This is a genomic window from Vulcanococcus sp. DEBay_Sum29NL08_54 (assembly GCF_017859255.1).
Taxonomy (GTDB): Bacteria; Cyanobacteriota; Cyanobacteriia; order PCC-6307; family Cyanobiaceae; genus Vulcanococcus.
Map to the genome: position 1 here is coordinate 1 of NZ_JAFMNJ010000029.1, position 20,382 is coordinate 20,382.

The following is a 20,382-nucleotide window of genomic DNA, read 5'->3' on the forward strand; positions in this document are numbered from 1 at the left end:
CAGCGGCAGCTTGGAGCGTCCGGAGTTGGTTCGGATGCACTCGGTGGGCATCCAGCAGGCGTGAAATTCCACAAAGACTGCGGCAGCTGTCGACTGGAGGCAGCGCTGGGTCTGCTGAAATCCCATAGCGGCTCGGGCTGTTGTGCTTTCCCTCGAACAGCTCGCCGCGCTGGATCTTTATCTCTGGCTCGAGCGTGAGGACGAGGCTGCCCGGCGGCTAAATCTGCACCAAACCTCGGTGTCGCGCCAGCTGCGGGGGGCGCTGAAAACCCTCAACCTGAAGCTCGATCGCAGCGCTCCGCACAAGGGCCTGCTGGGTGAACTGGAGTTGCTGCAGGCCGAACGCCGGGTGCACCAACTGGCCCGCTTGCGGGGGCTGATGCCCCTGCGGCTGGATGCGGCCTTCAGCTCAGGCCCATGGTTCGCGCCGGGCTTGCCCCAGGGTTGGATCAGCGGCAATTTCGATCTTCCCGGGAAGACCCGCCCGCTGGCCTTGCTGGAGGAACGGGTGATTGATGCCTGGATTGGCAGTTATCAACCGGATATGCCAGATCCCGATGACCCGCTGTTCTTCAGCGTGGACCTGCTGCACTTTCCCGTTTATCTGACGTCGGCCCCAGATCACCCCTTGGCCCGCGAGCGGCAGATTTCCTCGGGTGATCTCGCGCGCTTCCCCAGCCTGGCTCTTCCTTCGGGTTGGTTCCCCAAGACCGAGGCCAAGCTCAAGGCCCAGGGGCTCTGGAGCGACACCGTTCGGATTCAGCGCTACGACCCCGCCAGCTGGGAGGGCCGCAGCGCCGATGGGGTGACGATGCTCTACGGCACCTCCTTCTCCGACAGCCTCCAGCCCGGCAACGTCCGTTTGGATTGGGACATGCGGCACAGCTCCGGGGACACCCTGGTGGTGCGCCGTGACCTGATCGATCAGCCCGCAGTGGCGGAGTTGATCGAAGGGCTGCAACAGCGTGCTGTGGCTCTTTCGGCGGTTTTTGAGGATGTCGCCTTGGCGGCTTAGTTCAGACGGGGGAAGCGATCGGCGATGGGGTCGCCGCTGAACTGCGCCACCCAGCCCTCGGGGTTGTCAAAGAAGCGAATGGCGCAGAAGCAGGGCTCTGCCCCCATATCGAACCAGTGCTTGGTGCCGGCGGGCACGCTGATCCAGTCATCGGCTTCGCAGAGCACCTGCAGCACCTCCTCGCCGATGTGCAGGCAGAAGAGCCCTCGCCCTTCGACAAAGAAACGCACCTCGTCTTCGGCGTGGGTGTGTTCGGCGAGGAACTTCTGGCGCAGGGCGGCGCGCTCGGGATGGTCCGGGGTCATCCGAATCGCATCGACCGTCGGGTAGCTGCCCCGGGCTTGGACCGCTTGGATCTCCCGGGCATAGGCCTTGAGCACGTCCTCGGGACCCGCACCCGCCGGGAGCGCCTCACGGGCCGGCCAGCGCTCGAAGCCGATGCCCCGCTCAGCGAGTTCAGCGGCAATGACCGCCGGATCGTTCGTCGTCAGCTTGGCTTGTTGCTCGGCCTCGCCGAAGACCTGCAGGTCGCTCATCGCCCAGCCCGCTGAATCCCATCACCCTAGAAAGGGGCCGGTTGAGCCCCCTTCGATGTCCTCCAGCGCGATCCTGCGCGTCTTGGCAGACGCTGCCACGGCGGCCAAGCCTGGGGTCACCCTGGTGGGTGTGGGTCCGGGTGATCCCCAGTTACTAACAGTGGCGGCGATCCAGGCCATCGCCTCGGCGGCCGTGGTGGCCTATCCCGTGGCAAGACCCGACGCCGAGGGCATGGCGGCCCAGATCGCGGCGCCCTGGATCTCGGCTGCGCAACGGCGGCTGCCCTTGCTGTTCCCGATGGTGGCGGAGGCGGAGCCGCGCCAACAGGCCTGGCGAGAGGCCGCCGATGCCCTGGCGCTGGCCGTGGAGCAGGGCCAGGCGGTGGTGTTGCTGTGCGAGGGGGATGCCTCGCTCTATGCCAGCTGCTCCTATGCCCTGCTGGCCTTGGCCGATCGCCATCCAGGGGTGCCTGTGGCTGTGATCCCAGGGATCACAGCGGCGGCGGCGGCTGCGGCGGCGGCTTCGGCCCAAGGCTTCCCCTGGCCCCTGGCCCTGCAGCAGGAGGGTCTGATGATTCGCCCCACGCCTGAGGATCCAGAGGCCCTGGAGGCTCTCTTGGATTGGGCGCGCCATCAAGAGGTGGTGTTGGCCCTGCTCAAATTGGGCCGCCGCTGGCGCTGGGTGCAACCGCTCCTGGAGCGTCGCGGTCTGCTCGGCGGCAGCCTGTTTGCCCAGCGGGTGGGCTGGCCCGATCAGCTCTTGGCCCCGGCCGATTCGATCCCGGCGGACGAGCAGCCCTACTTTTCACTGTTGCTGATCCGTCAGGGTTGGCCCAAGGTTCTGCCCTAGAGGAGCTGTTGCCATGAGCGCCATTGACTGGTTTGCCCTGCTCCACCCGGTGCTGGTGATCCTGTTCGTCTATCCCCTGATGGGGGCGACGGTTCGTCTGGGCCTGCTGGTGCGCGAGAAGCGCCTGGGCATCACCAAGCAGCCCGAACCGGTGCCGCAGGAGCACGCCGACCATGGCCTTTGGCTGACGGTTGGGGTGGTCGTGGCGGTGCTGATTGCCATCGTCTATTCGTTCAGCAAGGCCTATCTGGAGGCCGGTGCGGACTTCAGCGGCGGCGCCGGCCGCTACGGGCTCCTGCTGCTGGTGTCGGCCGGGACCCTGGTGGCCCTGGCGGCTCTGCTGCGGGTGCACCGGGCGATCTGGCGGGCGAGTTTTGCGCTGCTCTGCTGGGCCGGAGTCCTGGGCCTGGGTAGTCAGGCTGAGATCTGGCGTCTCTCCGACAATCCATTCGGCGCCGGGTTCTGGAGCTCCCACTACTGGGCGGGCGTTCTGCTGAGCGGTCTGATGCTGTTCACGCTCTCGGCGCGGCCGGAGATCAAGCGCAACCCTCGGCTGCGGCAGCTGCACATCAGCGCCAATGTGCTGATCCTCCTGTTGTTTGCCGTGCAGGGGGTCAGCGGCACCCGGGACCTGCTGCAGATCGGCGCTTACTAGCTGCCGAGGGCCGCGGCGGTTTGATCCAGCAGCGCGATGGCTTCGGCGGGCGTTGGCGCCCGCATCAGGGCGTGCCGCAGTTGCGGAGCGCCCGTGAAGCCATTGCAGGTCCAGCCCATGTGTTTGCGGGCGATCAGTAGCCCGTGGTCGCCCTTGGCGGCCACCAGGGCCTGGAGTTGTTCCTTGGCGAGCAGCACCCGCTCAAGCGCTGAGGGGGCCTCTGGGATCGGCCGGCCGCTGAGGGCCGCATCGATTTGGCCGACGAGCCAGGGGGCCCCCATGCTTCCCCGCCCCACCATCACCCCATCGGCGCCGGTTTGCTCCAGGCAGCGCAGGGCATCGGCGGCGGAGTTGATGTCGCCGTTGGCAATCACAGGGATCGCCAGGGCGTGTTTGACAGCGGCGATGGCTTGCCAATCGGCGCTTCCTTTGAAGCCCTGTTCCCGGGTGCGGCCATGGAGGGTGAGCAGCTGGGCCCCAGCGCTCTCCAGTTGACGGCACCAGGCCACCGGGTCGAGGTCACTGCCGCACCAGCCCAGCCGGGTCTTCACGGTGACTGGGATCGAGACGGCCGCAGAGACCGTCTCCACGATGCGGCTGGCCAGATCGGGTTCGCGGATCAGGCCGCTGCCGCCCCCTTTTTTGGCGATCTTTTTGACCGGGCAGCCCATGTTGATGTCGATCAGGAAGGCCCCGGCGGCCTCCGCCCTGCGGGCCGCATCGGCCATCGACTGGGGCCGGTGATCAAACAGCTGAACGCCGATGGGCCCCTGCTCGAGGGCCAGCTCCTCGACCTTTCGCAGGCCATGGCCCAGCTCCAGGCTCGTGGCGTTGACCATCTCGGTGAACAGCAGGGCATCGGGCGCCCAGCGCCGCACCAGCCCGCGGAAGATGCGATCGCTCACACCCGCCAAGGGCGACTGCAGGGCGCGGCAGCGCAGCAGGCGCGGTGTGCCCTGGCCGGACAGCTGAATCGCTTCGGTGGTGGTGGCGGGCGTGATCATGGTGATCCGATTCTCGGACTCCAGGTCGATGCCCATTCCCTACCCCCTCAGCAGGGCGCTGCTGGAAGCGGTGCTGGAGGACCGCACCAACGATCGTTTTGTGTGTGAGTTGATCTGGCCGCGCCTGGGATACGAGCAGAACGGCGAGGGGGTTTGGAGCGCCGGCCCGGCGACGGAGGCCAGCTGGCGGGAGTCCTTTCCAATCGAGCCCCAGTTCATTGCCGAGCGTCCAGCCAGCGTGGCCCTGACCCGGTCGGTTCCCAAGCCCTACAAGCAGCTGCTCAAGGAGCAGCTGGGCTTTGGCGGCTACCGGATTGGCGGCCTCTATCCCCGCCGCACCCGCCGGGCCACCGCCGTGAACTGGCTGCTGGCCCACCTGGCGGAGCGGGGCGAACCCCTGCCCGCTAGCGGTCCGATGCCTCCTTTGTTGGAGCAACCCGCTGATCCGGTCCAGGGGCATCCAGGCGACCTGCCGATTGGCTGATCCCCGGGCTCGCGGGGGCCTGATGGGCAGGGAGGGCCAGGACCCACAGGCCCACGATCAACAGCTCCAGGCTCAGGAGCTGCAGGATCTGGCTTGAAGGCCCTCCCCGCATGGCTCAGGCCTGGATGCTGACGGGTGTTCCCTTGGGTGTGTTCTCAAACAGCCAGCGGGCATGGGGGCTGGGGATCCGAATGCAGCCGTGGCTGCGGGGCACGCCAAAGGCCTCATTGGCCTGCTCCTGCCAGGGGGCTCCGTGCATGCAGATCATTCCGTTCTGGGTGATGCACATCGCCCAGGGCACGTTGGGCGCGACATAGCCCCGGCCGCGCATGGTCACGCTCTGGTACTTGTCGTAGACCTGGCCCACACCCATCGGTGTGGGAGTGGAGCCTTTGCCAGTGCTCACCAGCACCGTGCGAACGAGCTCTTGTTGTTGGTTGTAGACGTAGAGCTTCTGGTCGGAGAGATCGACCACGATCGAGGCAATCAGTTCCACCATCGCGGGAGACCGCCGTCGGGCGGGGGACAGAACACCCTTCCTCTAGCGAGACTCGCCTGGTCTCGCTTTGAGACTGGCGGAAAGATTTTCGCTTCTGCCGGCCTGTAGGGTCGGATTACGGCAGTTGTTGCGATAACTCTTTGGCGTTGCCCGTCGTTGCCATTATTGGCCGCCCCAACGTGGGCAAATCCACCCTTGTGAACCGCCTCTGCCGTAGTCGCGAGGCCATCGTTCACGACGAACCCGGTGTGACCCGCGATCGCACCTATCAGCAGGGCTATTGGCGGGATCGCCATTTCAAGGTGGTCGACACCGGTGGTCTGGTCTTCGACGACGACAGCGAATTCCTGCCGGAAATTCGTGAGCAGGCGAACCTCGCCCTCTCCGAGGCCTCAGTTGCGGTGGTGATCGCCGATGGCCAGCAGGGGCTGACGGCTGCAGATGAGTCCATCGCCGAGTGGCTGCGGGGGCACAACGTTCCGGTGCTTCTGGCGGTCAACAAATGCGAGTCCCCTGAGGCGGGCCTCGCCATGGCCGCCGAGTTCTGGAGCCTGGGACTCGGTGAGCCCTTTCCGATCTCCGCCATTCACGGCGCTGGGACCGGCGATCTGCTCGATCGGATGGTGGACCACCTGCCTGCCGCCGAGGAGTTGGAGGGGGAGGAGCCCATCCAGATGGCCATCGTGGGCCGTCCCAATGTCGGCAAGTCCAGCCTGCTGAACGCGGTCTGCGGCGAGAAGCGGGCCATTGTCAGTCCGATTCGCGGCACCACCCGCGACACGATCGACACCTCGATCGAGCGGGAAGGGAAGCCCTGGAAATTGCTGGATACCGCCGGTATTCGCCGCCGCCGTTCGGTGAATTACGGGCCGGAGTATTTCGGCATCAACCGCAGCTTCAAGGCGATCGAGCGCTCCGATGTCTGCGTGCTGGTGATCGATGCCCTCGATGGCGTCACCGAGCAGGATCAACGCCTCGCGGGCCGCATTGAAGAAGAGGGGCGGGCCTGCGTGGTCGTGGTCAACAAGTGGGACGCCATCGAAAAAGACAGCCACACCATGCCGGCCATGGAAAAAGAGCTGCGGGCCAAGCTCTATTTCCTGGACTGGGCTCCGATGCTCTTCACCTCGGCGCTGACCGGTCAGCGGGTGGAAAGCATCTTTGCGATCGCGGCCGTTGCTGTGGAGCAGCATCGCCGCCGCGTCAGCACCTCGGTCGTCAATGAGGTGCTCAGAGAAGCGGTCAGTTGGCGCTCTCCGCCCACCAGTCGCGGCGGACGTCAGGGCCGGATTTACTACGGCACCCAGGTGGCCGTCCGCCCCCCAAGCTTCACCCTGTTCGTCAACGACCCGAAGTTGTTTGGGGACACCTACCGTCGCTACGTCGAACGGCAAATCCGTGAGGGTCTGGGCTTTGAGGGGTCGCCGCTCAAGTTGTTCTGGCGCGGCAAGCAGCAGCGCGATGCGGAGCGGGATCTGGCGCGGCAGCAGGCCAGGGGACGCTGAGGGCCTGAGCCGGCTTCAGCCCTGATGGATTGGTTGCGGCAGATCCCCATCGGCCAGTACGTCGATGGAACCAGCAGCTGGCTGCGGCTTCTCGATGCCCGCCTGAAGCTGGCCTGGACGGTGGCGTTTCTTCTGACCCCGATCCTGGCTGGACCCTGGTGGCGGCTGGCCCTGGTGGGTCTGTTGCTGCTGTTCACCGCCTGCAGTGGGCTGCCCTGGCGCCTCTGGCGCCGCACCCTTCCCTTGCTTCTGGTCCTCTCGGTGTTGGTGGGAGCCCTGGCGACGACCCTGCCGACGGGATCCCTGGCGCCTGCCTCCTTGAATCGTCCTCCCCAGGAATTGGAGTTGGGCTCCGATCAGCAGGGCCTGCGTTGGGAGTTGCTGCGGCTGGGTCCGGTGCAACTGGGCCCCCTGCCGCTGGGTCCGTTGGTGGTGACCCGCCGCTCGGCGGAGTTGGGGATCAACAGCGCCACGCTCCTGTTCACGGTGATTCACAGCGCCAACCTGCTGCTGCTGACCACCCCACCGGAGGAGTTGGTCTGGGGCCTGAGTTGGTGCATCGCTCCCCTGGGTCGCCTGGGGGTTCCCGTGGAGCGGCTGGGCTTCACCTTGCTGCTGGCTCTGCGTTTTCTGCCGCTGGTTCAAGAGGAGTTCCAGAACCTCCTGCGCTCCCTCGCCACCCGTTCGGTCAACCTGCGGCGCTTGGGCTTTCAGGCGTCAGTGGGCCTGGTCCTGGCCTTGGGGGAGCGGTTGCTGGCCAACGTTTTGTTGAGGGCGGAGCAGGGGGCGGAGGCCCTGTTGGCCCGGGGCGGTCAGTGGATGGCCCCCTCACAACTCCTGCGCTCCAGGCTTCGGGCCCCCGTGCTTCAGGCCTTCGGCTGGATGGGCTTGCTTGCCGTTCTGGTGCTGCGCTGGCGCTTCGGTGCGCTTTGATAGACGGTTGGCCGACCTTGGCGTGTGAGCAACGAGCGCTATCTCAATCACCCCACCTTTGGCTTGCTCTATCGCGTCGCCGAGACGGGCGATGGCCGGGAGGTCTACGCCACCCTCTACGCCCAGAGGATGTTTTTTCTGGTCATGGTGCAGGGCCGCAGCGTCGAATTTGAGGTCATCCCCTTGATGGATGCCCGCCATCTGGCCGAGCAAAATCTCAATCGCGCCCGCCGAGAAGGTCCCGAGGTGCATGCCAGCTGGCGACAATTGTTCGACAAGACCTTCATCTAGCCGTTGGGCCTCTAACTGTTGGGCACTTCCCCTGCTGCAGATCGTCTTGCAGCCTTGTCTGCACAGTTGCCCTCCCACACCCGCTTGCTTGCGGTGAGCAAGGGTCACCCCGCCAGCAGCATTCGTGCGTTGGCGCAAGCCGGGCAACGCAGCTTTGGTGAAAGCCGCCTGCAGGAGGCCACGGCGAAGCAGCAGGAACTGACCGATTGCGTTGACCTGGATTGGCACTTCATCGGCCGTCTGCAGGCCAACAAGGTGCGGCCGGTGCTGAAGCAATTCAGCGTGATTCACTCCGTGGACTCCTTGAGCCTGGCCGAGCGGATCTCGCGGATTGCAGGAGAGGAAGGGCTGCTGCCCTCCATCTTTCTTCAGGTCAAGCTGCGCCCCGATCCCAACAAAGGGGGCCTCTCCGTTGAGGAATTGGAGCGGGAATGGCCGCGGCTCCAGCAGCTGCCGCACCTGCGGATTGTCGGTCTGATGACCATGGCTCCCCTGGAGGTGGAGGGGGCAGAGCGGGAGGCGTTATTTGCGGAGTGTTCGGCTCTGGCCAAGCGCCTGGGTCTGGCCGAATTGTCGATGGGAATGAGCGGTGATTGGCCCGAGGCGGCCGCCGCTGGGAGCACCTGGGTCCGGGTGGGTTCAGCCCTCTTTGGTCCGAAGCTTTGAAACCGGCATGAAAGCCAACAATGATCCGCTGAAACCCTTGTCACCGCTCACATGGGACGCTATCTAGGTTGAAAGCCAAATCCGAGGTTTCACGGTGTCGTTGTTCTCCCGCCTGCGTGCAGTTGTTTCCGGAGACGATTACCTCGACGGTTATGAGGACGACGATCTCGATTACGACCAGGGCGACATGCCTGAAACCAGTGGTTCGACCCCCTCTGGTGCACTCGCTCTGACCAGCGATTTCGATTCCGTTGATCCCTTCGCTGGGAGCAATGTGATTGGCATGCCTGGCATCTCCACCTCGGCGGCTGAGGTCACCTTGATGGAGCCCCGCAGCTTCGACGAGATGCCTCGCGCGATCCAGGCCCTGCGTGAGCGCAAGACCGTGATCCTCAACCTCACGATGATGGAGCCCGATCAGGCTCAGCGCGCCGTTGACTTCGTGGCCGGCGGCACCTTCGCCATCGACGGCCACCAGGAGCGCGTCGGCGAGAGCATCTTCCTGTTCGCCCCGAGCTGCGTCACCGTCACCAGCGCCGGCAGTGAAGAGGCCTCTGCCCCCACCGTGGCTCACCGCGAGAGCGTTGATGAGCCCCAGCAGGACATCGCCCCCACCCCCGCCTGGGGTCGTGAGTACGGCGCGAACGTCGGTTGAGCCTCACCTCCCCCTCGACCTTCGGGGTGATTGGCCTGGGCCGCATGGCCCAGGCTTTGCTATTTCCGTGGCTGGAGAGCGGCCTGGTGCAGCGTGCTTCGGTGCGCGCCGTCGTCGCCTCCCAGGCCTCGGCCCAGCGTCTACAGACTGAGCACGCGGGCCTTTCGGTGAGCGTCGATGGCCGTGAAGCCTGGGCGGCTCCGGTTGTGATGCTGGCGGTGAAGCCTCAGCAGCTGGAGGCCGTGGCAGCCGCGGCTCCAGCCCCCGCTCCCGGTGCATTGCCGCTGCTGATTTCTGTGTTGGCCGGAGTGAAGCTCGAGCGTTTGCAGCGCCTCTTCCCCGGCTGGCGTGTGGTGCGCTCCGTGCCCAATACCCCCTGCTTGGTGCGCGCTGGCCTGACGGCCTTGGCCTGGGGCGAGGGTCTTGAGGTCGAGCAGAAGGATTGGCTGTTGGAGTTGTTTGCCCAGGTGGGTGAGGTGCTGGAGCTGCCTGAAACGCAGCTCGATGCTTTCCTCGCGCTGACCTCATCGGGACCCGCGTTTGTGGCCTTGGTGGCTGAAGCCATGGCGGATGGGGCGGTGGCCTCCGGCCTGCCGCGGGCGCAAGCTCTGCACCTGGCCCATCGCACCTTGGCGGGGACCGCCGCGCTGTTGCATGAGCAGCAGTTGCATCCCGCCCAGCTCAAGGACATGGTGACCAGCCCGGGCGGCACCACCATTGCCGGCGTCCGCGCCCTCGAGAGCTCAGGTCTGAGGTCCGCCTTGATTGAGGCTGTCGTGGCGGCCGCAGAGCGCAGCCGCGCGCTCGGTTAGGCCTCTTTTTTCTTGTCCCCCAGGCGGGGCTCGGTGCCCGCAGCGATCCGGCTCAGGTTGCTGCGGTGCCTCCAGATCACCAGCACGGCGGCGACGATCGAGAGGCTCAGGTAGGCCGGACGGATCGCCTCTCCCAGGGAGGCGAAGCGCGCCAGCATCAGCAGAGGCAGGCTCAGGGCGGCGAGCACGCTCGAGAGGGAGACGATGCGGCTGACGCTGATCACCGTCAGGAAGACCCCGAAGGTGGCCAGGCCGACGGGCCAGGCCAGGCCCAGCAGCATCCCCAATCCAGTCGCAACGGCCTTACCCCCACGCCAGCCCAGCCAGATGGGCCAGATGTGGCCGGCCAACGCCGCTAAACCGGAGGCGACCACCCACCAATCACTCAGGGCGTTGGTGCCATCGGGCTGGAGTAGGGCTTTGGCCAGGAGCACCGCGGCGGTGCCCTTCAGCACATCGATCAGGAACACCACCAAAGCGGGGCCCTTGCCGATTTGGCGCAGGACGTTGGTGGCGCCGGTGGAGCCGGATCCCAGGGTGCGGATGTCGACTCCCTTGAGCCAACGCCCCGCCAGGTAGCCACTGGGGAACGAGCCCAAGAGGTAGGCCAGAGCCAGGGTGAGCAGAGGCGCGATCACGAAGTCGGTCACAGCAGGTCATCCTCCAGGGCGAGCTCGGTGGGGCTGCCTGCAAAGGCCAGCCAGACCGGGAATTGCAAGATCGGCACCTCGACGGCCGGCTCGGCCGCGTCCACCACGATGAAGGGGAGTTCGCCGCGCTCCTCCAGGCGGTCGGCCCGTTCGATCAGGGCATCGGCGCGCTCGAAGAGAACAATGCCGCTGCTCGGCCCAAAGTCTTCGCGGTTCAGGCCCAGGCAATCCTGCAGGCCCCGGCGCCATTCCCCGAGGCGCTCGGGCATCCCCGCCAGCACCAAGGTCTGGAAGCGCTCGCCGTAGAGCTCGCCCAGGATCGAGATGGCGGCGGCGGTGGTCAGGGCATTGCGGTTGCGGCTGCCGCAGCTGGGTTGGGCTCCGCGGCCCCCTTGGGCCAGGAACCAGTCCTCCAACAGGGCCGCGCCGCCGGGCTCCAGGCTCCGGCGTAGTTTCCAGGGATCGGCGTAGAAGTCGGCCTGGCCTTGGAAGCTCTCGAGGCGATCGCGAATCAGCGCTTCGTCATTGCTGAACAGCCCCGCCGGTGCCGGAGCAGGGATCTCAGCCGCCGCTGTGGCTTGGGCTTCGGCTGCGGCGGCTTGATCCAAGGGAGAGGGCTGGACCACCAGGGGCTGGACCACCAGCTCCATCTGTTCGGCGGAGACCGCCAGTTCCTGGAGGGCTCCCACCAGATAGTCCTGGAACCCCTTCACCCGCCGGGCGATGGAGTCGGATTGGCCGGCAAAGCTGCTTTGGATCTCCTGCTGCAGTTGATCCCGGCGGCTGCTCAGCTCGCTGATCTCCTGCTGCAGGGCATCGCGCTGCTGCCGCAGTTCGCTGGTGGCTAGGGCCGTCCAGTCGTCCGGTTGTGTTGGATTGGTGGCGTCGTCGCTCATGGCTGGGCGCTCACGTGGTGGTTGAGCTGCTCGCGCAGGCTGTTGGCATCAAACAACACGGGCAGGAAGTGAATGCTCTGCTGTTCACGGAAATAGAACAGCACAGGGAATGGCCCCCAGAACACCGTCCAATTGAGCCATTCGCTGTAGGGGAAGCGGCGCAGGACGCTCTCGCCCCGCCAGACGATCAGGGCCTCAGCGCAGAACTGCAGGCGCAGGATCTGGCTCTGGACCAGCAGGAACAGGCCAAAGACGCTGACCAGCGCGGCGGCCCAAACGTTGAGCAGCAGGCAGGCCAAGCCCAGCAGCAGGACCCCCAGGGGCACCCAGATCCGCGGGGCCAGGATCGTGCCCTGATCAGGGTTCGGACCGGATCCAGTCACGGTTGCAGGACTCATGAACCGAAGAGCAATTGGGTCAGGACCAGATCCATCAAGGACACGGTCACCAGGATCATCACCACGGCGCCAGTGGTGCTGGTGCCGACTTCCTTGGGGCCGCCCCGGGTCGTGAGGCCCCAGCCGCAAGCGATCACGGCAATCTGAAGGCCGAAGACACCGGCCTTCAGCAGCATCGCCGGCAGGTCCGAGGGCTGCATCCAGCCGCGCACGGAGGTCCAAAAGACATCCGGCGGGATGTTGTAGAGGATGGCGCTGCTGACTTGACCCGACCAGATCGCCACCCCGAAGAAGGCGAGGCATTGGACAGGGGTCATGACAACCATGGCCAGCAGACGCGGGACGACGAGGTACTGGACCGGGTCGGTGCGCAGCATCGTGATCGCGTCGATCTGTTCGGTGACCTTCATGGTCCCCAGTTGGGCGGCATAGGCCGTGGCCACCTTTCCGGTCACCAGGGTGGCGGTGAGGATCGGTGCGATTTCACGGGCCAGTCCCAGGGCCAGGATCCCGCCCACGGTTGACCCCGCGCCCTGCTTGACCAGCTCCGAGGCGGCCTGGATGTTGAACACCGTGCCTGCCGCCAGGCCGGTGATCAGGATGATCAGGAAGCTGCCGGGGCCCGCCTCCATCAATTCGGCGATGAGGTCATTCGGGTTGATCTGGCCCTTGGCCAGGGCCGAGACGGCTTGACCGCCAATCAGCAGGCTTTCCCCCAAGCGGGTCAGCCAGCGGGGGCGAAGCCAGGCGGGAAGGCGGCGGGCAGGCATGCGATGGGGTGGCTAGCTGGCTTGAAGATGCAGGCCCCTCTCGGGCCAGCGGCGCGTCACCACTAGCCCAAGAACCACCAACACTGCGGGAATGATGCCCATGCACAGCCGGATCGCCACTAGGGCGCTGGCCGGTTGGGCGGTGTTGGCGAGGGCTTCGTCGTAACCGCTGGCGCTGAGGACCATGCCCAACAGGGCAATGACGACGCTGATGCAGACCTTTTGGGCCAGGACCATCCAGGCGCTGTACTGCCCGGCGGGCTTCTCCGGGTCCGCGTCGATGGCATCGGGCAGCAGCGACCAGGGAATGAGATAGGCCGTCGAGGCGCCGATGCCGGCCAAAACGATGGTGACCACCAGCAGGACCAGCTTGAGCAGGTTGCCGGTGGCCAGCAGGGGCAGGCTGCTGTTCAGGGGCTGGAGCACCATCACCAGAAGGCAGCCGATGATCCAGAGCAGCCCCCCCTGGCGCAGGGCCTGAAGGCGTCCGGCTCGATGGGAGACGTTGTTCCAGAGCCAGAGCCCCCCAAGGGAGCTGAGCAGGAAGGGCAACAGGATCAATTTGCTCAGCCCCTCGGGCACCTGGAGCACGACCGGAAGGAAGAAGAGTGAGACGGCCTGCATCAGCTGCAGGGAGCACCAGAGCAGCAGATAGAGGGCCAGCACCATTAGGAAGCGGCCGTTCTGGGCCACCCGCCGCAGCAACTTGCGGGTGGTTCCGGGGGTGGGTTCAGGCCGTTGGCAATTGCGGGCGGCCGGCAGCAGGCCCCAACCGCAGAGCAGGCCCGAGAGGCTGATGATCACGCCCGAGACCAGGCCGACCGGGAGATAGGTGGAGGGATCGCGAAGATCGCTCACCAGCACCCCCGCCAGCAGGGCCGCGGTGATCGTGGCCAGGATCGAGCCGGTGAAGCGGGAGGTGTTCAGCCGGGTCCGCAGTCCGACGTCGGTGGTGAGTTCGGCCGCAAGGGCTGTGTAGGGGAGATTGACGCAGGTGTAGAGGCTGTTGGCGACCACGGAGACCACCAAAAAGACCCAGAACTTGGTCCAGATGTTGTCCCAGGGGGGCAGCCACCACATCAGTGCCATGGAGGCACCCAGGGGAACGGCGCTCCAGAGGATCCATGGGAGACGTGGGCCGAGTTTGGTGTTGACGGTCTTGTCGCTGAGCCAGCCGACGATCGGGTCATTGACGGCATCCCAAAGCCGTCCGAGCCCATAGGCCAGGCCGGCGAGCCAGGGGGGAAGACCCGCGGCGACGTAGAAGCGCAGTAAATAGAAGCCAATCAGGGAGGCGCCCATGCCCGTGCCGACGTCCCCGAGGCCATAGGCCCAGAGCAAGCGTTGACGTGGTCTGCCCCGCAGATCGACGGCATCGCTAGGGGCTTGAGGCGTGGCGGCCAAGGACGCAGTCCCGAACGCAGGTCATAATGCTCTAGTCAGCGCGAAACCCGATCCGCTGGCGTTCAGCACCGAACGCTCCTAGTGCGTTTGTACTGCTGCGGGCTTAGTTTAGTGGTAAAACCTCAGCCTTCCAAGCTGATGATGCGGGTTCGATTCCCGCAGCCCGCTTCCCTCTAGAAGCAGCTCTGCTCCACGAGCAGCACCAGGCTGCGGCTCTTCATGGCCTGGGTTGCACCGTTCCAGGCTTGGGGGTCGGCGGGTGCAGCATCAGCATCAGCGGTGTTGATCACCTGGCGCCAGCCGTGATTCGCCTTGGGCACTTCGAAACTCAGGTCCTCGCAGTAGGCGTTCATCCCGCACCAGATCAAGGGGCCCCGCTGACGGTCGTTGAGACTCCAGGCCAGGGTGTGGGACCAGCTGGCCCAATCCGGCTGTCCGAGTTTGGGGCCGTGCCATTGGCGAATGAGGTGTCCCGGCTGATCGAAGCGGGGGGACTTGGCCTCGGCATGGGGCACCTCGGGATTGAACAAATCAGCCCACTGGTGGCGGATCTGAATCAGCCGTTGCAGGAACCGTTTGAGCTCGAGGTCCTCCGCGTCCGGTGCCCAATGCATCCAGCCGAGGATGTTGTTCTGGCACCAGGTGTTGTTGTTGCCGCCCTGGCTGCGGCGCACCTCGTCCCCCATCAGCAACATGGGAACCCCGGGGGCGAGCAGCAGGCTCGCCAGCAGGTTGCGCAGTTGCCGATTCCTTAGGGATTGGATGTCGGGGTCGCTGCAGGGCCCCTCGGCGCCGTGATTCCAATTGTTGTTGTGGTTATCCCCGTCGCGGTTGTCCTCCCCATTGGCCAGGTTGTGCTTACCGCCGTAGCTGACCAGGTCGTTCAGGGTGTAGCCGTCATGGGCGGTTAAGAAGGTGATGCTGCGCCCCAGGACGGCTGGTTGGCCGCCGAAGAGATCGGGACTGCTGCTCAGGCGTTGGCCCATGGCCCAGCAGCTCTTGTCATCTCCCTTCCAGAAGCGACGCACGTCATCGCGGAAACGGCCGTTCCAGCTGCCAATGCGCTTGGCGGGGAAATCGGCCAGGCGATAGAGGCCGCCGCAGTCCCAGGGCTCACTGACCAACTTCAGATCGGAGAGCTCGGGGTCGGCTTCGATCTCTTCAAACAGTGGTGGTTTGTCGAGAGGAGCCAGTTCTTCCCCGCGGCTGAGGGCGATGCCGAGGTCGAAGCGGAAGCCGTCGACCCCCAGCTCCAGGGCCCAGCAGCGCATCGATTCAAGAATCAGGCGCCGCACCAAGGGCCGGTTAGCCGCAATGGAGTTGCCGCAGCCGCTGACGTCGAGGTAATCGCCTTTGGCGTTCTGGTGGTAGTAGAGGCGGTCGTCAATTCCGCGCCAGCTCAGGGTTGGGCCGGCCTGGTTGCCCTCGCAGGTGTGGTTGTAGACCACATCCACCAGCACCTCGAGGCCTGCCTGGTGGCAGGCGCTCACCAGTTGCCTCACCTGATGGCGGATCTGTAGGGGATCGTCTCCCTGCTGGTAGCCGTGATGGGGGGCCAGCCAGCTGAGGGGGCTGTAGCCCCAGTAGTTCATGCGTCCCTCGGGTGCATCGTGGGGGTCGAACGCCATCACCGGCAGCAGTTCGACCGTGGTGATGCCGAGGTCCTTGAGATAAGGAATGAGTTCGATTAACCCCAGGTAGGTCCCCTGGGCGTCCGGGGTGACTGGGCTGCCCTGGCCGCGGCTGAAGCCCCCCACGTGCAGCTCGTAAATCAGCGTGCGCTGCCAGCTGTGGCGAGGTCTGGGCGCCGCTTGGAAATCAAAGCGATCCCGCTCGGTGACGACCCCCTTGAGGCACTTCGCCGTATTCGGCATCCCGCCGAGGGCATCGATTCGGCTGTAGACATCCCACCCTGTGATTGCACGGGCACAGGGATCAAGGAGCAACTTGGACGGGTTGTAGCCGTGGTTCCCCGGTTGCAGGGGGCCAAAGACTCGGTAGGCGTAGCAGCAGCCGATGCCGACGCCCTCGACCTCCACGTGCCAGATGTCGCCGGAGCGGTGGCTGCTGCTCAGCTCAATCGTTTGCTCGGGTTCACTGGCGTTGCCATCGCGAAACAGCAGCAGCTCAATCCGGCTGGCACTGGGAGCGGCCAGGGAAAAGTTCACCCCCCTGGGCGTCGCTTGCGCCCCAAGGGGCCAGGGCTGTCCGAGGTGGATCGAAGCCAACGGATCCTGGGGGCTGCCACCACAAGCTAAAGGTGGTGGAGCGGTTGTGGCCCGTCATGAGTGAGGAGAGCCCCCAGCAGGCTGCATCCGGTTCGGTGTTTGCAGAGCCCTTGCCGGAAGGGCGCCCGCCGCGTCAGGTGCTTGAGAACCTCTGGCTGTTTGCCCCCAACCGCGACACGCTGGGGGGCTCGGCCTGGTGGCTGGAAACCCCGGAGTGGGAGGGATGCGCGGGTCTTCTGATCGACTGTCCAGGACTGAATCAAGCCAACCTGGCTTTTCTGCGGGAGCGCGGCCCGGGTCGACTGGTCTTGACCAGCCGTGATGGCCACGGCCGCACCCGACGCTTTCAAGAGGAGCTGCAGTGGCCGGTCTCCCTGCAGGAGCAGGAGGCCTACCTCTTACCGACCGTTGATGGACTCGAGCCCTTCTCGTCAGAGCAGTCCCTCGCCCCGGGATACAGCCTGCGCTGGACCCCAGGCCCGACCCCGGGCAGTGCCGTGCTGCTCGCTGATCGGGCATTCAATGGCGCGCCGCTGCTGTTCTGCGGGCGGCTGCTCAGTCCAGTCGCGTCGGGTGAGGCCCGTCCCCTGCGCACGCGCCGTTCGTTCCATTGGAGCCGTTGGTTGCGCAGCCTGGAGGCCTTGGGGGACTGGTTGCCCCGCTCCACGCCGGTTGCTCTGGCGAGTGGGGCTGGCTTGGGGGCCCTGCGGGGCGAGGCCTTGATCGCTGATGTTCAACAGCAGTTGCAGGCCCTGGACTGGGCTGCTTTAGAGGGCCAGGAGCCCGTCTAGGGATCGGCTCGTAGGGGCACAAAACAGTGCGAAAGGGCCGATTTCGGCAGCAAATGTGGCAAAAACGGCATGGGAAAAGGGGTTTTGAGGTTGCCGCCCCTTGCCAACCCCCATACCATTGGCGCGCTGAAACCAGTGGTGGCGGGGTTTTCTCACTCCGCCCTGCTGCTACTGAGCCCAGAGGCTTCCACTCCGATGAACAAAGCTGACCTCGTCAATCTCGTGGCTGCTCGCACCGAGTTGACCAAGACCGACGTGGCCCAGGTGGTCGACGCGGCCATCGACACCATCATCGATTCGGTTGTCGAAGGTAAGAAAGTGTCGATCCTTGGCTTCGGCTCCTTCGAGCCCCGCGAGCGCTCTGCCCGTCAAGGCCTGAACCCCAAGACCGGCCAGAAGATCAAGATCCCCGCGAAGCGCGTCCCTGCATTCACCGCAGGCAAGCTCTTCAAGGATCGCGTTCAGGGCTGATCACGCCGCGCCCATTCACGGTGTTGAGCAGAGGGCGACCTTCGGGTCGCCCTTTTGCGTGTTGCGGGCCTTGCGGTTGATCGATGTCTACCTTGCTGCCCTCTCATCTCAGAGCGTTACGGCGCGAGGTCGCCGATCTGAAGGAAACGGCTCGCCGGGGTCGCTATGCGCCGTCCCCGACGGGTCCACTGCATCTGGGCAACCTCCGCACGGCCTTGCTCTCCTGGTTGATCACCCGGCTGCAGGGCGGCGAGTGGTTGCTGCGGATTGACGATCTCGATACGCCCCGCAATCGAGCAGGGGCGGAGGCCAGCATTCGAGAGGACCTGCGCTGGCTGGGTTTGCTTTGGGATGGACCGGTGCTGCGCCAGAGCGAGCGCCGCGGTCTCTACGCCACGGTCCTCTCGGCCTTGCGGCGTAGCGGCCAGCTCTATCCCTGCCGCTGCAGCCGTCGGATGTTGGCTGACATCTCGGCCCCCCATGGCCGATCGGGGGTCTATCCCGGTTTTTGCCGGCCACTCACTCCCCGTTGGGGTCTGGAGGATCAGCGCCTGCCCAGTTGGCGGCTGCAGCTGGAGCCGGGCCCCCTTCGTTGGCCAGAGCAGTTGGGGCCTGAGGGGTGCCTCGACGGACCGACGGAGGTCGGTGATGTGGTGCTGCGCCGGGCCGATGGTTTCCTGGCCTATCACCTGGCGACCGCGGTCGATGAGTGGGCACTTGGCATCTGTGATGTGGTGCGCGGCTTGGACCTCTGGCCGGCCACGGGACCACAGGTGGCGGTCCTTCAGCACCTGGGCGTGGAGCCGCCGCGTTACTGGCACCTGCCCCTCTGGATGGATGATCAGGGCCAGCGCCTGTCCAAACGCGATGGCGGCATGGGCCTTGCGGTTTGGCGGGAGCAGGGCGTTCTGCCTGAGGCGGCGATTGGTCGCTTAGCCGCCTCCTTAGAGCTGGTGCCGGAAGGGTCCTGTCTCAGCGCCCAGGAGCTGTTGCAGCAGTGCCAGCTCGGGACCTTGCGGCAGCAGTTGAGCAAGGCTTAACAATCCCTTCGGGATCAAACCCCCTGGCTGTGAACAAAGTGAGGCCATCACCAGGAGCGGCCCATGGCCAGGCCCGAGGAGCAGGGGAACACAGCCATCAATGAGGGTGCAAAGCCTTGTCCCAGGTGTGGAGGGAGCGGCATCCAGCGCACGCAAACGGCCGGCTACCGCACCTGCTTGCAATGCGTGGGTCAGGGCACCATCCTGTTGATCAGCGCTTCGTCTTCTGCCGCCAGATGAAGAAAGCCGTCGTTGCGACCACGGCCAACAGGGGTGCTGCAGTCAGCAGCAGCAGGGCAATGGCGGTCCAGTCGGTGTACATCGCGGCCAGGGCGAAAGCGGCGCCCATCCTCTCAGGCGCTCTGCTCGTTGTGAGCTGCTGTTGCGTTCCTGTTTTGGCCCGGGCGGGTGTGGTCTTTGACGATTGCCAGCCCACGCCGGATGGGGGAGTGACCTGCAACACCCAGCCGACGGGGAACACGCTGATGGATGACGAGGCGGCCCGTTACGGCCTCTTCAATGAAGCCAGCCCTGGCTGGTCGGAATTTGACCCGTACCAGGGCTACGACGACATGTTTGGCGGGAACGAAACCTGACCTGCAGGTGAGGGCTCCGTAGGATCCGACCCGTCTCGAGTTCGCTGAGCCAGCCCCCGATGGAGCTCACCTACCGTCCCCGCCGCCTGCGCCGTTCCCCTGCCCTGCGGGCGATGGTGCGGGAGACCTCCCTGAGTCCCGCGGACTTCATCTATCCCCTCTTTGTCCATGAGGGGGCCAGCAACGAGCCCATCGGGGCGATGCCCGGCTGTCAGCGCTGGAGCCTGGATGGACTCGTGCAAGAAGTCGGTCGTGCCTGGGACCTGGGGATCCGTTGCGTCGTCCTCTTCCCGAAGGTGGCCGATGGCCTGAAGACCGAAGACGGTGCGGAGTGCTTCAACGAAGGTGGCCTGATCCCCCGGGCGATCCGCCGCCTCAAGGAGGTACACCCCGAGATGGCGATCATGACGGACGTCGCCCTGGACCCCTATTCCTGCGATGGCCATGACGGAATCGTCAGTGGCGAAGGGGTCGTGCTCAACGATGAAACCGTTGCCTTGCTGTGCAAGCAGGCCGTTGCGCAGGCCCGTGCCGGTGCGGATCTGATCGGCCCCAGCGACATGATGGATGGCCGCGTTGGTGCCATCCGCGAAGCGCTCGATGAGGAAGGCTTCGAGCACGTCGGCATCATTAGCTATACGGCGAAATACGCCTCGGCGTACTACGGCCCCTTCCGTGAAGCACTGGATTCCGCCCCTCGTGCGGTGGCCAGCAAGCCCATCCCGAAGGACAAGTCCACCTACCAGATGGATCCGGCCAACGCCCGCGAGGCCATCACCGAGGCCCAGCTCGATGAGCAAGAGGGGGCCGACATCATGATGGTCAAGCCCGGTCTGGCTTACCTCGACATCATTCACCGCCTCCGTGAGGAGAGCGAGCTGCCGATCGCGGCCTACAACGTCAGTGGTGAGTACGCCATGGTCAAGGCGGCCGCTGAAAAGGGTTGGATTGACGAGCGGGCTGTGGTGCTTGAAACCCTCCTCTGCTTCAAGCGTGCTGGTGCGGATTTGATCCTCACCTATCACGCCTGTGATGCAGCCGAATGGCTGCGCCAGGGCTGAGGCTGGCTTCTCAACGGTTGAGACAGCGGCCATCTCACAATGGGTTGGTCGCCTTGAGCCCCATGTCCTGCAACCATCGCCTTGGCCATGTCGCCCTGCGGGTGCAGGACATGGAGAGGGCCAAGCGTTTCTATCTCGATTTGGGCTTGCGGCTGACCTGGGAAGCCGAGGA

At 65.4% G+C, this 20,382-nt stretch carries 26 protein-coding genes and 1 tRNA gene; 17 read left to right on the plus strand and 10 right to left on the minus strand.

The genetic code is table 11. The features are described from left to right. Positions 1 to 142 precede the first annotated feature (142 nt). Positions 143 to 1,015, plus strand: coding sequence for a LysR substrate-binding domain-containing protein (locus QZ186_RS09225; RefSeq protein WP_296416544.1), 873 nt, complete (start codon positions 143 to 145; stop codon positions 1,013 to 1,015). Here QZ186_RS09225 and QZ186_RS09230 read toward each other — a convergent pair. Further along, positions 1,012 to 1,551 carry an acireductone dioxygenase gene (locus QZ186_RS09230; protein WP_247476991.1) on the minus strand — a complete coding sequence of 180 codons (540 nt, stop codon included), beginning with the start codon at positions 1,549 to 1,551 and terminating at the stop codon, positions 1,012 to 1,014. The two genes, QZ186_RS09225 and QZ186_RS09230, sit on opposite strands and share 4 nt — an antisense overlap. Positions 1,552 to 1,606: 55 nt before the next feature. Here QZ186_RS09230 and QZ186_RS09235 point away from each other — a divergent pair, with 55 nt between their 5' ends. Continuing rightward, on the plus strand, positions 1,607 to 2,401 hold the full coding sequence (locus tag QZ186_RS09235; RefSeq protein WP_296416545.1) for a precorrin-2 C(20)-methyltransferase: 795 nt from the start codon (positions 1,607 to 1,609) through the stop codon (positions 2,399 to 2,401). A 13-nt stretch (positions 2,402 to 2,414) separates the two neighbouring features. Next, positions 2,415 to 3,056, plus strand: a complete 642-nt coding sequence (locus QZ186_RS09240; protein WP_247476993.1) for a DUF4079 domain-containing protein — start codon at positions 2,415 to 2,417, stop codon at positions 3,054 to 3,056. Here QZ186_RS09240 and dusB read toward each other — a convergent pair. Next, positions 3,053 to 4,060, minus strand: a complete 1,008-nt coding sequence (dusB, locus tag QZ186_RS09245; RefSeq protein WP_296416556.1) for a tRNA dihydrouridine synthase DusB — start codon at positions 4,058 to 4,060, stop codon at positions 3,053 to 3,055. The genes QZ186_RS09240 and dusB overlap by 4 nt on opposite strands. A 28-nt stretch (positions 4,061 to 4,088) precedes the next feature. On the opposite strand from dusB, the gene QZ186_RS09250 reads away from it, so the two are divergent. After that, positions 4,089 to 4,544, plus strand: a complete 456-nt coding sequence (locus QZ186_RS09250; RefSeq protein WP_296416546.1) for a DUF1823 family protein — start codon at positions 4,089 to 4,091, stop codon at positions 4,542 to 4,544. A 115-nt stretch (positions 4,545 to 4,659) separates the two neighbouring features. Here the strand turns inward: QZ186_RS09250 and QZ186_RS09255 are convergent, their stop codons facing one another. Next, positions 4,660 to 5,043 (minus strand): L,D-transpeptidase, encoded by a 384-nt coding sequence (locus tag QZ186_RS09255; protein ID WP_247476995.1) that lies wholly within the window; start codon positions 5,041 to 5,043, stop codon positions 4,660 to 4,662. 140 nt (positions 5,044 to 5,183) lie between these two features. Here QZ186_RS09255 and der point away from each other — a divergent pair, with 140 nt between their 5' ends. The 6 genes from der (at position 5,184) to proC (ending at position 9,905) form a co-directional block, all read left to right on the plus strand. After that, positions 5,184 to 6,548: a ribosome biogenesis GTPase Der gene (gene der / locus QZ186_RS09260; RefSeq protein ID WP_010315124.1), complete on the plus strand. Its 1,365-nt coding sequence runs from the start codon at positions 5,184 to 5,186 to the stop codon at positions 6,546 to 6,548. A gap of 24 nt (positions 6,549 to 6,572) precedes the next feature. Then, a complete protein-coding gene (locus tag QZ186_RS09265) occupies positions 6,573 to 7,481 on the plus strand; it encodes a CbiQ family ECF transporter T component (protein ID WP_010315129.1) in 909 nt (302 codons plus the stop codon). A 24-nt stretch (positions 7,482 to 7,505) separates the two neighbouring features. Then, positions 7,506 to 7,772, plus strand: coding sequence for a PipX family protein (locus QZ186_RS09270; protein ID WP_247476996.1), 267 nt, complete (start codon positions 7,506 to 7,508; stop codon positions 7,770 to 7,772). 54 nt (positions 7,773 to 7,826) lie between these two features. Further along, positions 7,827 to 8,438 carry a YggS family pyridoxal phosphate-dependent enzyme gene (locus QZ186_RS09275; protein WP_296416547.1) on the plus strand — a complete coding sequence of 204 codons (612 nt, stop codon included), beginning with the start codon at positions 7,827 to 7,829 and terminating at the stop codon, positions 8,436 to 8,438. 94 nt (positions 8,439 to 8,532) lie between these two features. Then, positions 8,533 to 9,093, plus strand: coding sequence for a cell division protein SepF (locus QZ186_RS09280; protein WP_247477000.1), 561 nt, complete (start codon positions 8,533 to 8,535; stop codon positions 9,091 to 9,093). Then, positions 9,090 to 9,905: a pyrroline-5-carboxylate reductase gene (gene proC, locus QZ186_RS09285; RefSeq protein ID WP_296416548.1), complete on the plus strand. Its 816-nt coding sequence runs from the start codon at positions 9,090 to 9,092 to the stop codon at positions 9,903 to 9,905. Before QZ186_RS09280 ends, proC begins: the two co-directional genes overlap by 4 nt. Here proC and plsY read toward each other — a convergent pair. From plsY to QZ186_RS09310, 5 genes are read right to left on the minus strand one after another with little or no spacing between them, the layout of a single operon-like run. Further along, on the minus strand, positions 9,902 to 10,555 hold the full coding sequence (gene plsY, locus QZ186_RS09290) for a glycerol-3-phosphate 1-O-acyltransferase PlsY (RefSeq protein WP_247477002.1): 654 nt from the start codon (positions 10,553 to 10,555) through the stop codon (positions 9,902 to 9,904). The genes proC and plsY overlap by 4 nt on opposite strands. Further along, positions 10,552 to 11,451, minus strand: a complete 900-nt coding sequence (locus QZ186_RS09295; protein WP_296416549.1) for a DUF3086 domain-containing protein — start codon at positions 11,449 to 11,451, stop codon at positions 10,552 to 10,554. The genes plsY and QZ186_RS09295 overlap by 4 nt, the downstream gene beginning before the upstream one ends. Then, positions 11,448 to 11,849, minus strand: a complete 402-nt coding sequence (locus QZ186_RS09300) for a DUF3119 family protein (protein ID WP_071777941.1) — start codon at positions 11,847 to 11,849, stop codon at positions 11,448 to 11,450. Before QZ186_RS09300 ends, QZ186_RS09295 begins: the two co-directional genes overlap by 4 nt. Then, entirely contained in the window at positions 11,846 to 12,619 is a 774-nt protein-coding gene (locus QZ186_RS09305; protein WP_296416550.1) for an ABC transporter permease, read from the minus strand. Before QZ186_RS09305 ends, QZ186_RS09300 begins: the two co-directional genes overlap by 4 nt. Positions 12,620 to 12,631: 12 nt before the next feature. Then, positions 12,632 to 14,023, minus strand: coding sequence for an MFS transporter (locus tag QZ186_RS09310; protein ID WP_156797823.1), 1,392 nt, complete (start codon positions 14,021 to 14,023; stop codon positions 12,632 to 12,634). Between the two features lie 97 nt (positions 14,024 to 14,120). Between QZ186_RS09310 and QZ186_RS09315 the strand changes: the two genes are divergently transcribed. Further along, positions 14,121 to 14,191 (plus strand) — tRNA-Gly (locus QZ186_RS09315). 5 nt (positions 14,192 to 14,196) lie between these two features. Here the strand turns inward: QZ186_RS09315 and QZ186_RS09320 are convergent. Next, on the minus strand, positions 14,197 to 16,251 hold the full coding sequence (locus QZ186_RS09320; RefSeq protein WP_296416552.1) for a glycogen-debranching protein: 2,055 nt from the start codon (positions 16,249 to 16,251) through the stop codon (positions 14,197 to 14,199). A 56-nt stretch (positions 16,252 to 16,307) separates the two neighbouring features. Between QZ186_RS09320 and QZ186_RS09325 the strand changes: the two genes are divergently transcribed. From QZ186_RS09325 to gluQRS, 3 genes are all read left to right on the plus strand, one after another. Further along, entirely contained in the window at positions 16,308 to 17,042 is a 735-nt protein-coding gene (locus QZ186_RS09325; protein WP_296416553.1) for an MBL fold metallo-hydrolase, read from the plus strand. Positions 17,043 to 17,237: 195 nt separating this feature from the next. After that, positions 17,238 to 17,513, plus strand: a complete 276-nt coding sequence (locus QZ186_RS09330; RefSeq protein ID WP_010315164.1) for an HU family DNA-binding protein — start codon at positions 17,238 to 17,240, stop codon at positions 17,511 to 17,513. Between the two features lie 83 nt (positions 17,514 to 17,596). Continuing rightward, complete coding sequence (gene gluQRS / locus QZ186_RS09335) at positions 17,597 to 18,553, plus strand: tRNA glutamyl-Q(34) synthetase GluQRS (protein WP_296416555.1); 957 nt, start codon at positions 17,597 to 17,599, stop codon at positions 18,551 to 18,553. A 211-nt stretch (positions 18,554 to 18,764) separates the two neighbouring features. On the opposite strand, the gene QZ186_RS09340 is transcribed toward gluQRS, so the two are convergent. After that, positions 18,765 to 18,902: a hypothetical protein gene (locus tag QZ186_RS09340; protein WP_010315168.1), complete on the minus strand. Its 138-nt coding sequence runs from the start codon at positions 18,900 to 18,902 to the stop codon at positions 18,765 to 18,767. Between the two features lie 100 nt (positions 18,903 to 19,002). On the opposite strand from QZ186_RS09340, the gene QZ186_RS09345 reads away from it, so the two are divergent. The 3 genes from QZ186_RS09345 to QZ186_RS09355 all read left to right on the plus strand — a co-directional run. Then, positions 19,003 to 19,149 (plus strand): hypothetical protein, encoded by a 147-nt coding sequence (locus QZ186_RS09345; RefSeq protein WP_247477012.1) that lies wholly within the window; start codon positions 19,003 to 19,005, stop codon positions 19,147 to 19,149. Positions 19,150 to 19,208: 59 nt separating this feature from the next. Beyond that, a complete protein-coding gene (hemB, locus tag QZ186_RS09350; RefSeq protein ID WP_010315171.1) occupies positions 19,209 to 20,210 on the plus strand; it encodes a porphobilinogen synthase in 1,002 nt (333 codons plus the stop codon). Between the two features lie 62 nt (positions 20,211 to 20,272). Beyond that, the coding region (locus QZ186_RS09355; protein WP_296416557.1) for a VOC family protein at positions 20,273 to 20,382 on the plus strand (110 nt) is incomplete at its 3' end.

Bases quoted from the DNA above. Each gene is read 5' to 3' on its own strand.
- QZ186_RS09340 (WP_010315168.1), bottom strand. From the start codon at position 18,902: ATGGGCGCCGCTTTCGCCCTGGCCGCGATGTACACCGACTGGACCGCC.
- dusB (WP_296416556.1), bottom strand. From the start codon at position 4,060: ATGATCACGCCCGCCACCACCACCGAAGCGATTCAGCTGTCCGGCCAG.
- hemB (WP_010315171.1), top strand. From the start codon at position 19,209: ATGGAGCTCACCTACCGTCCCCGCCGCCTGCGCCGTTCCCCTGCCCTG.
- QZ186_RS09230 (WP_247476991.1), bottom strand. From the start codon at position 1,551: ATGAGCGACCTGCAGGTCTTCGGCGAGGCCGAGCAACAAGCCAAGCTG.
- gluQRS (WP_296416555.1), top strand. From the start codon at position 17,597: ATGTCTACCTTGCTGCCCTCTCATCTCAGAGCGTTACGGCGCGAGGTC.
- QZ186_RS09325 (WP_296416553.1), top strand. From the start codon at position 16,308: ATGAGTGAGGAGAGCCCCCAGCAGGCTGCATCCGGTTCGGTGTTTGCA.
- QZ186_RS09330 (WP_010315164.1), top strand. From the start codon at position 17,238: ATGAACAAAGCTGACCTCGTCAATCTCGTGGCTGCTCGCACCGAGTTG.
- QZ186_RS09235 (WP_296416545.1), top strand. From the start codon at position 1,607: ATGTCCTCCAGCGCGATCCTGCGCGTCTTGGCAGACGCTGCCACGGCG.
- QZ186_RS09240 (WP_247476993.1), top strand. From the start codon at position 2,415: ATGAGCGCCATTGACTGGTTTGCCCTGCTCCACCCGGTGCTGGTGATC.
- QZ186_RS09250 (WP_296416546.1), top strand. From the start codon at position 4,089: ATGCCCATTCCCTACCCCCTCAGCAGGGCGCTGCTGGAAGCGGTGCTG.
- QZ186_RS09305 (WP_296416550.1), bottom strand. From the start codon at position 12,619: ATGCCTGCCCGCCGCCTTCCCGCCTGGCTTCGCCCCCGCTGGCTGACC.
- QZ186_RS09295 (WP_296416549.1), bottom strand. From the start codon at position 11,451: ATGAGCGACGACGCCACCAATCCAACACAACCGGACGACTGGACGGCC.
- QZ186_RS09300 (WP_071777941.1), bottom strand. From the start codon at position 11,849: ATGAGTCCTGCAACCGTGACTGGATCCGGTCCGAACCCTGATCAGGGC.
- QZ186_RS09265 (WP_010315129.1), top strand. From the start codon at position 6,573: ATGGATTGGTTGCGGCAGATCCCCATCGGCCAGTACGTCGATGGAACC.
- QZ186_RS09255 (WP_247476995.1), bottom strand. From the start codon at position 5,043: ATGGTGGAACTGATTGCCTCGATCGTGGTCGATCTCTCCGACCAGAAG.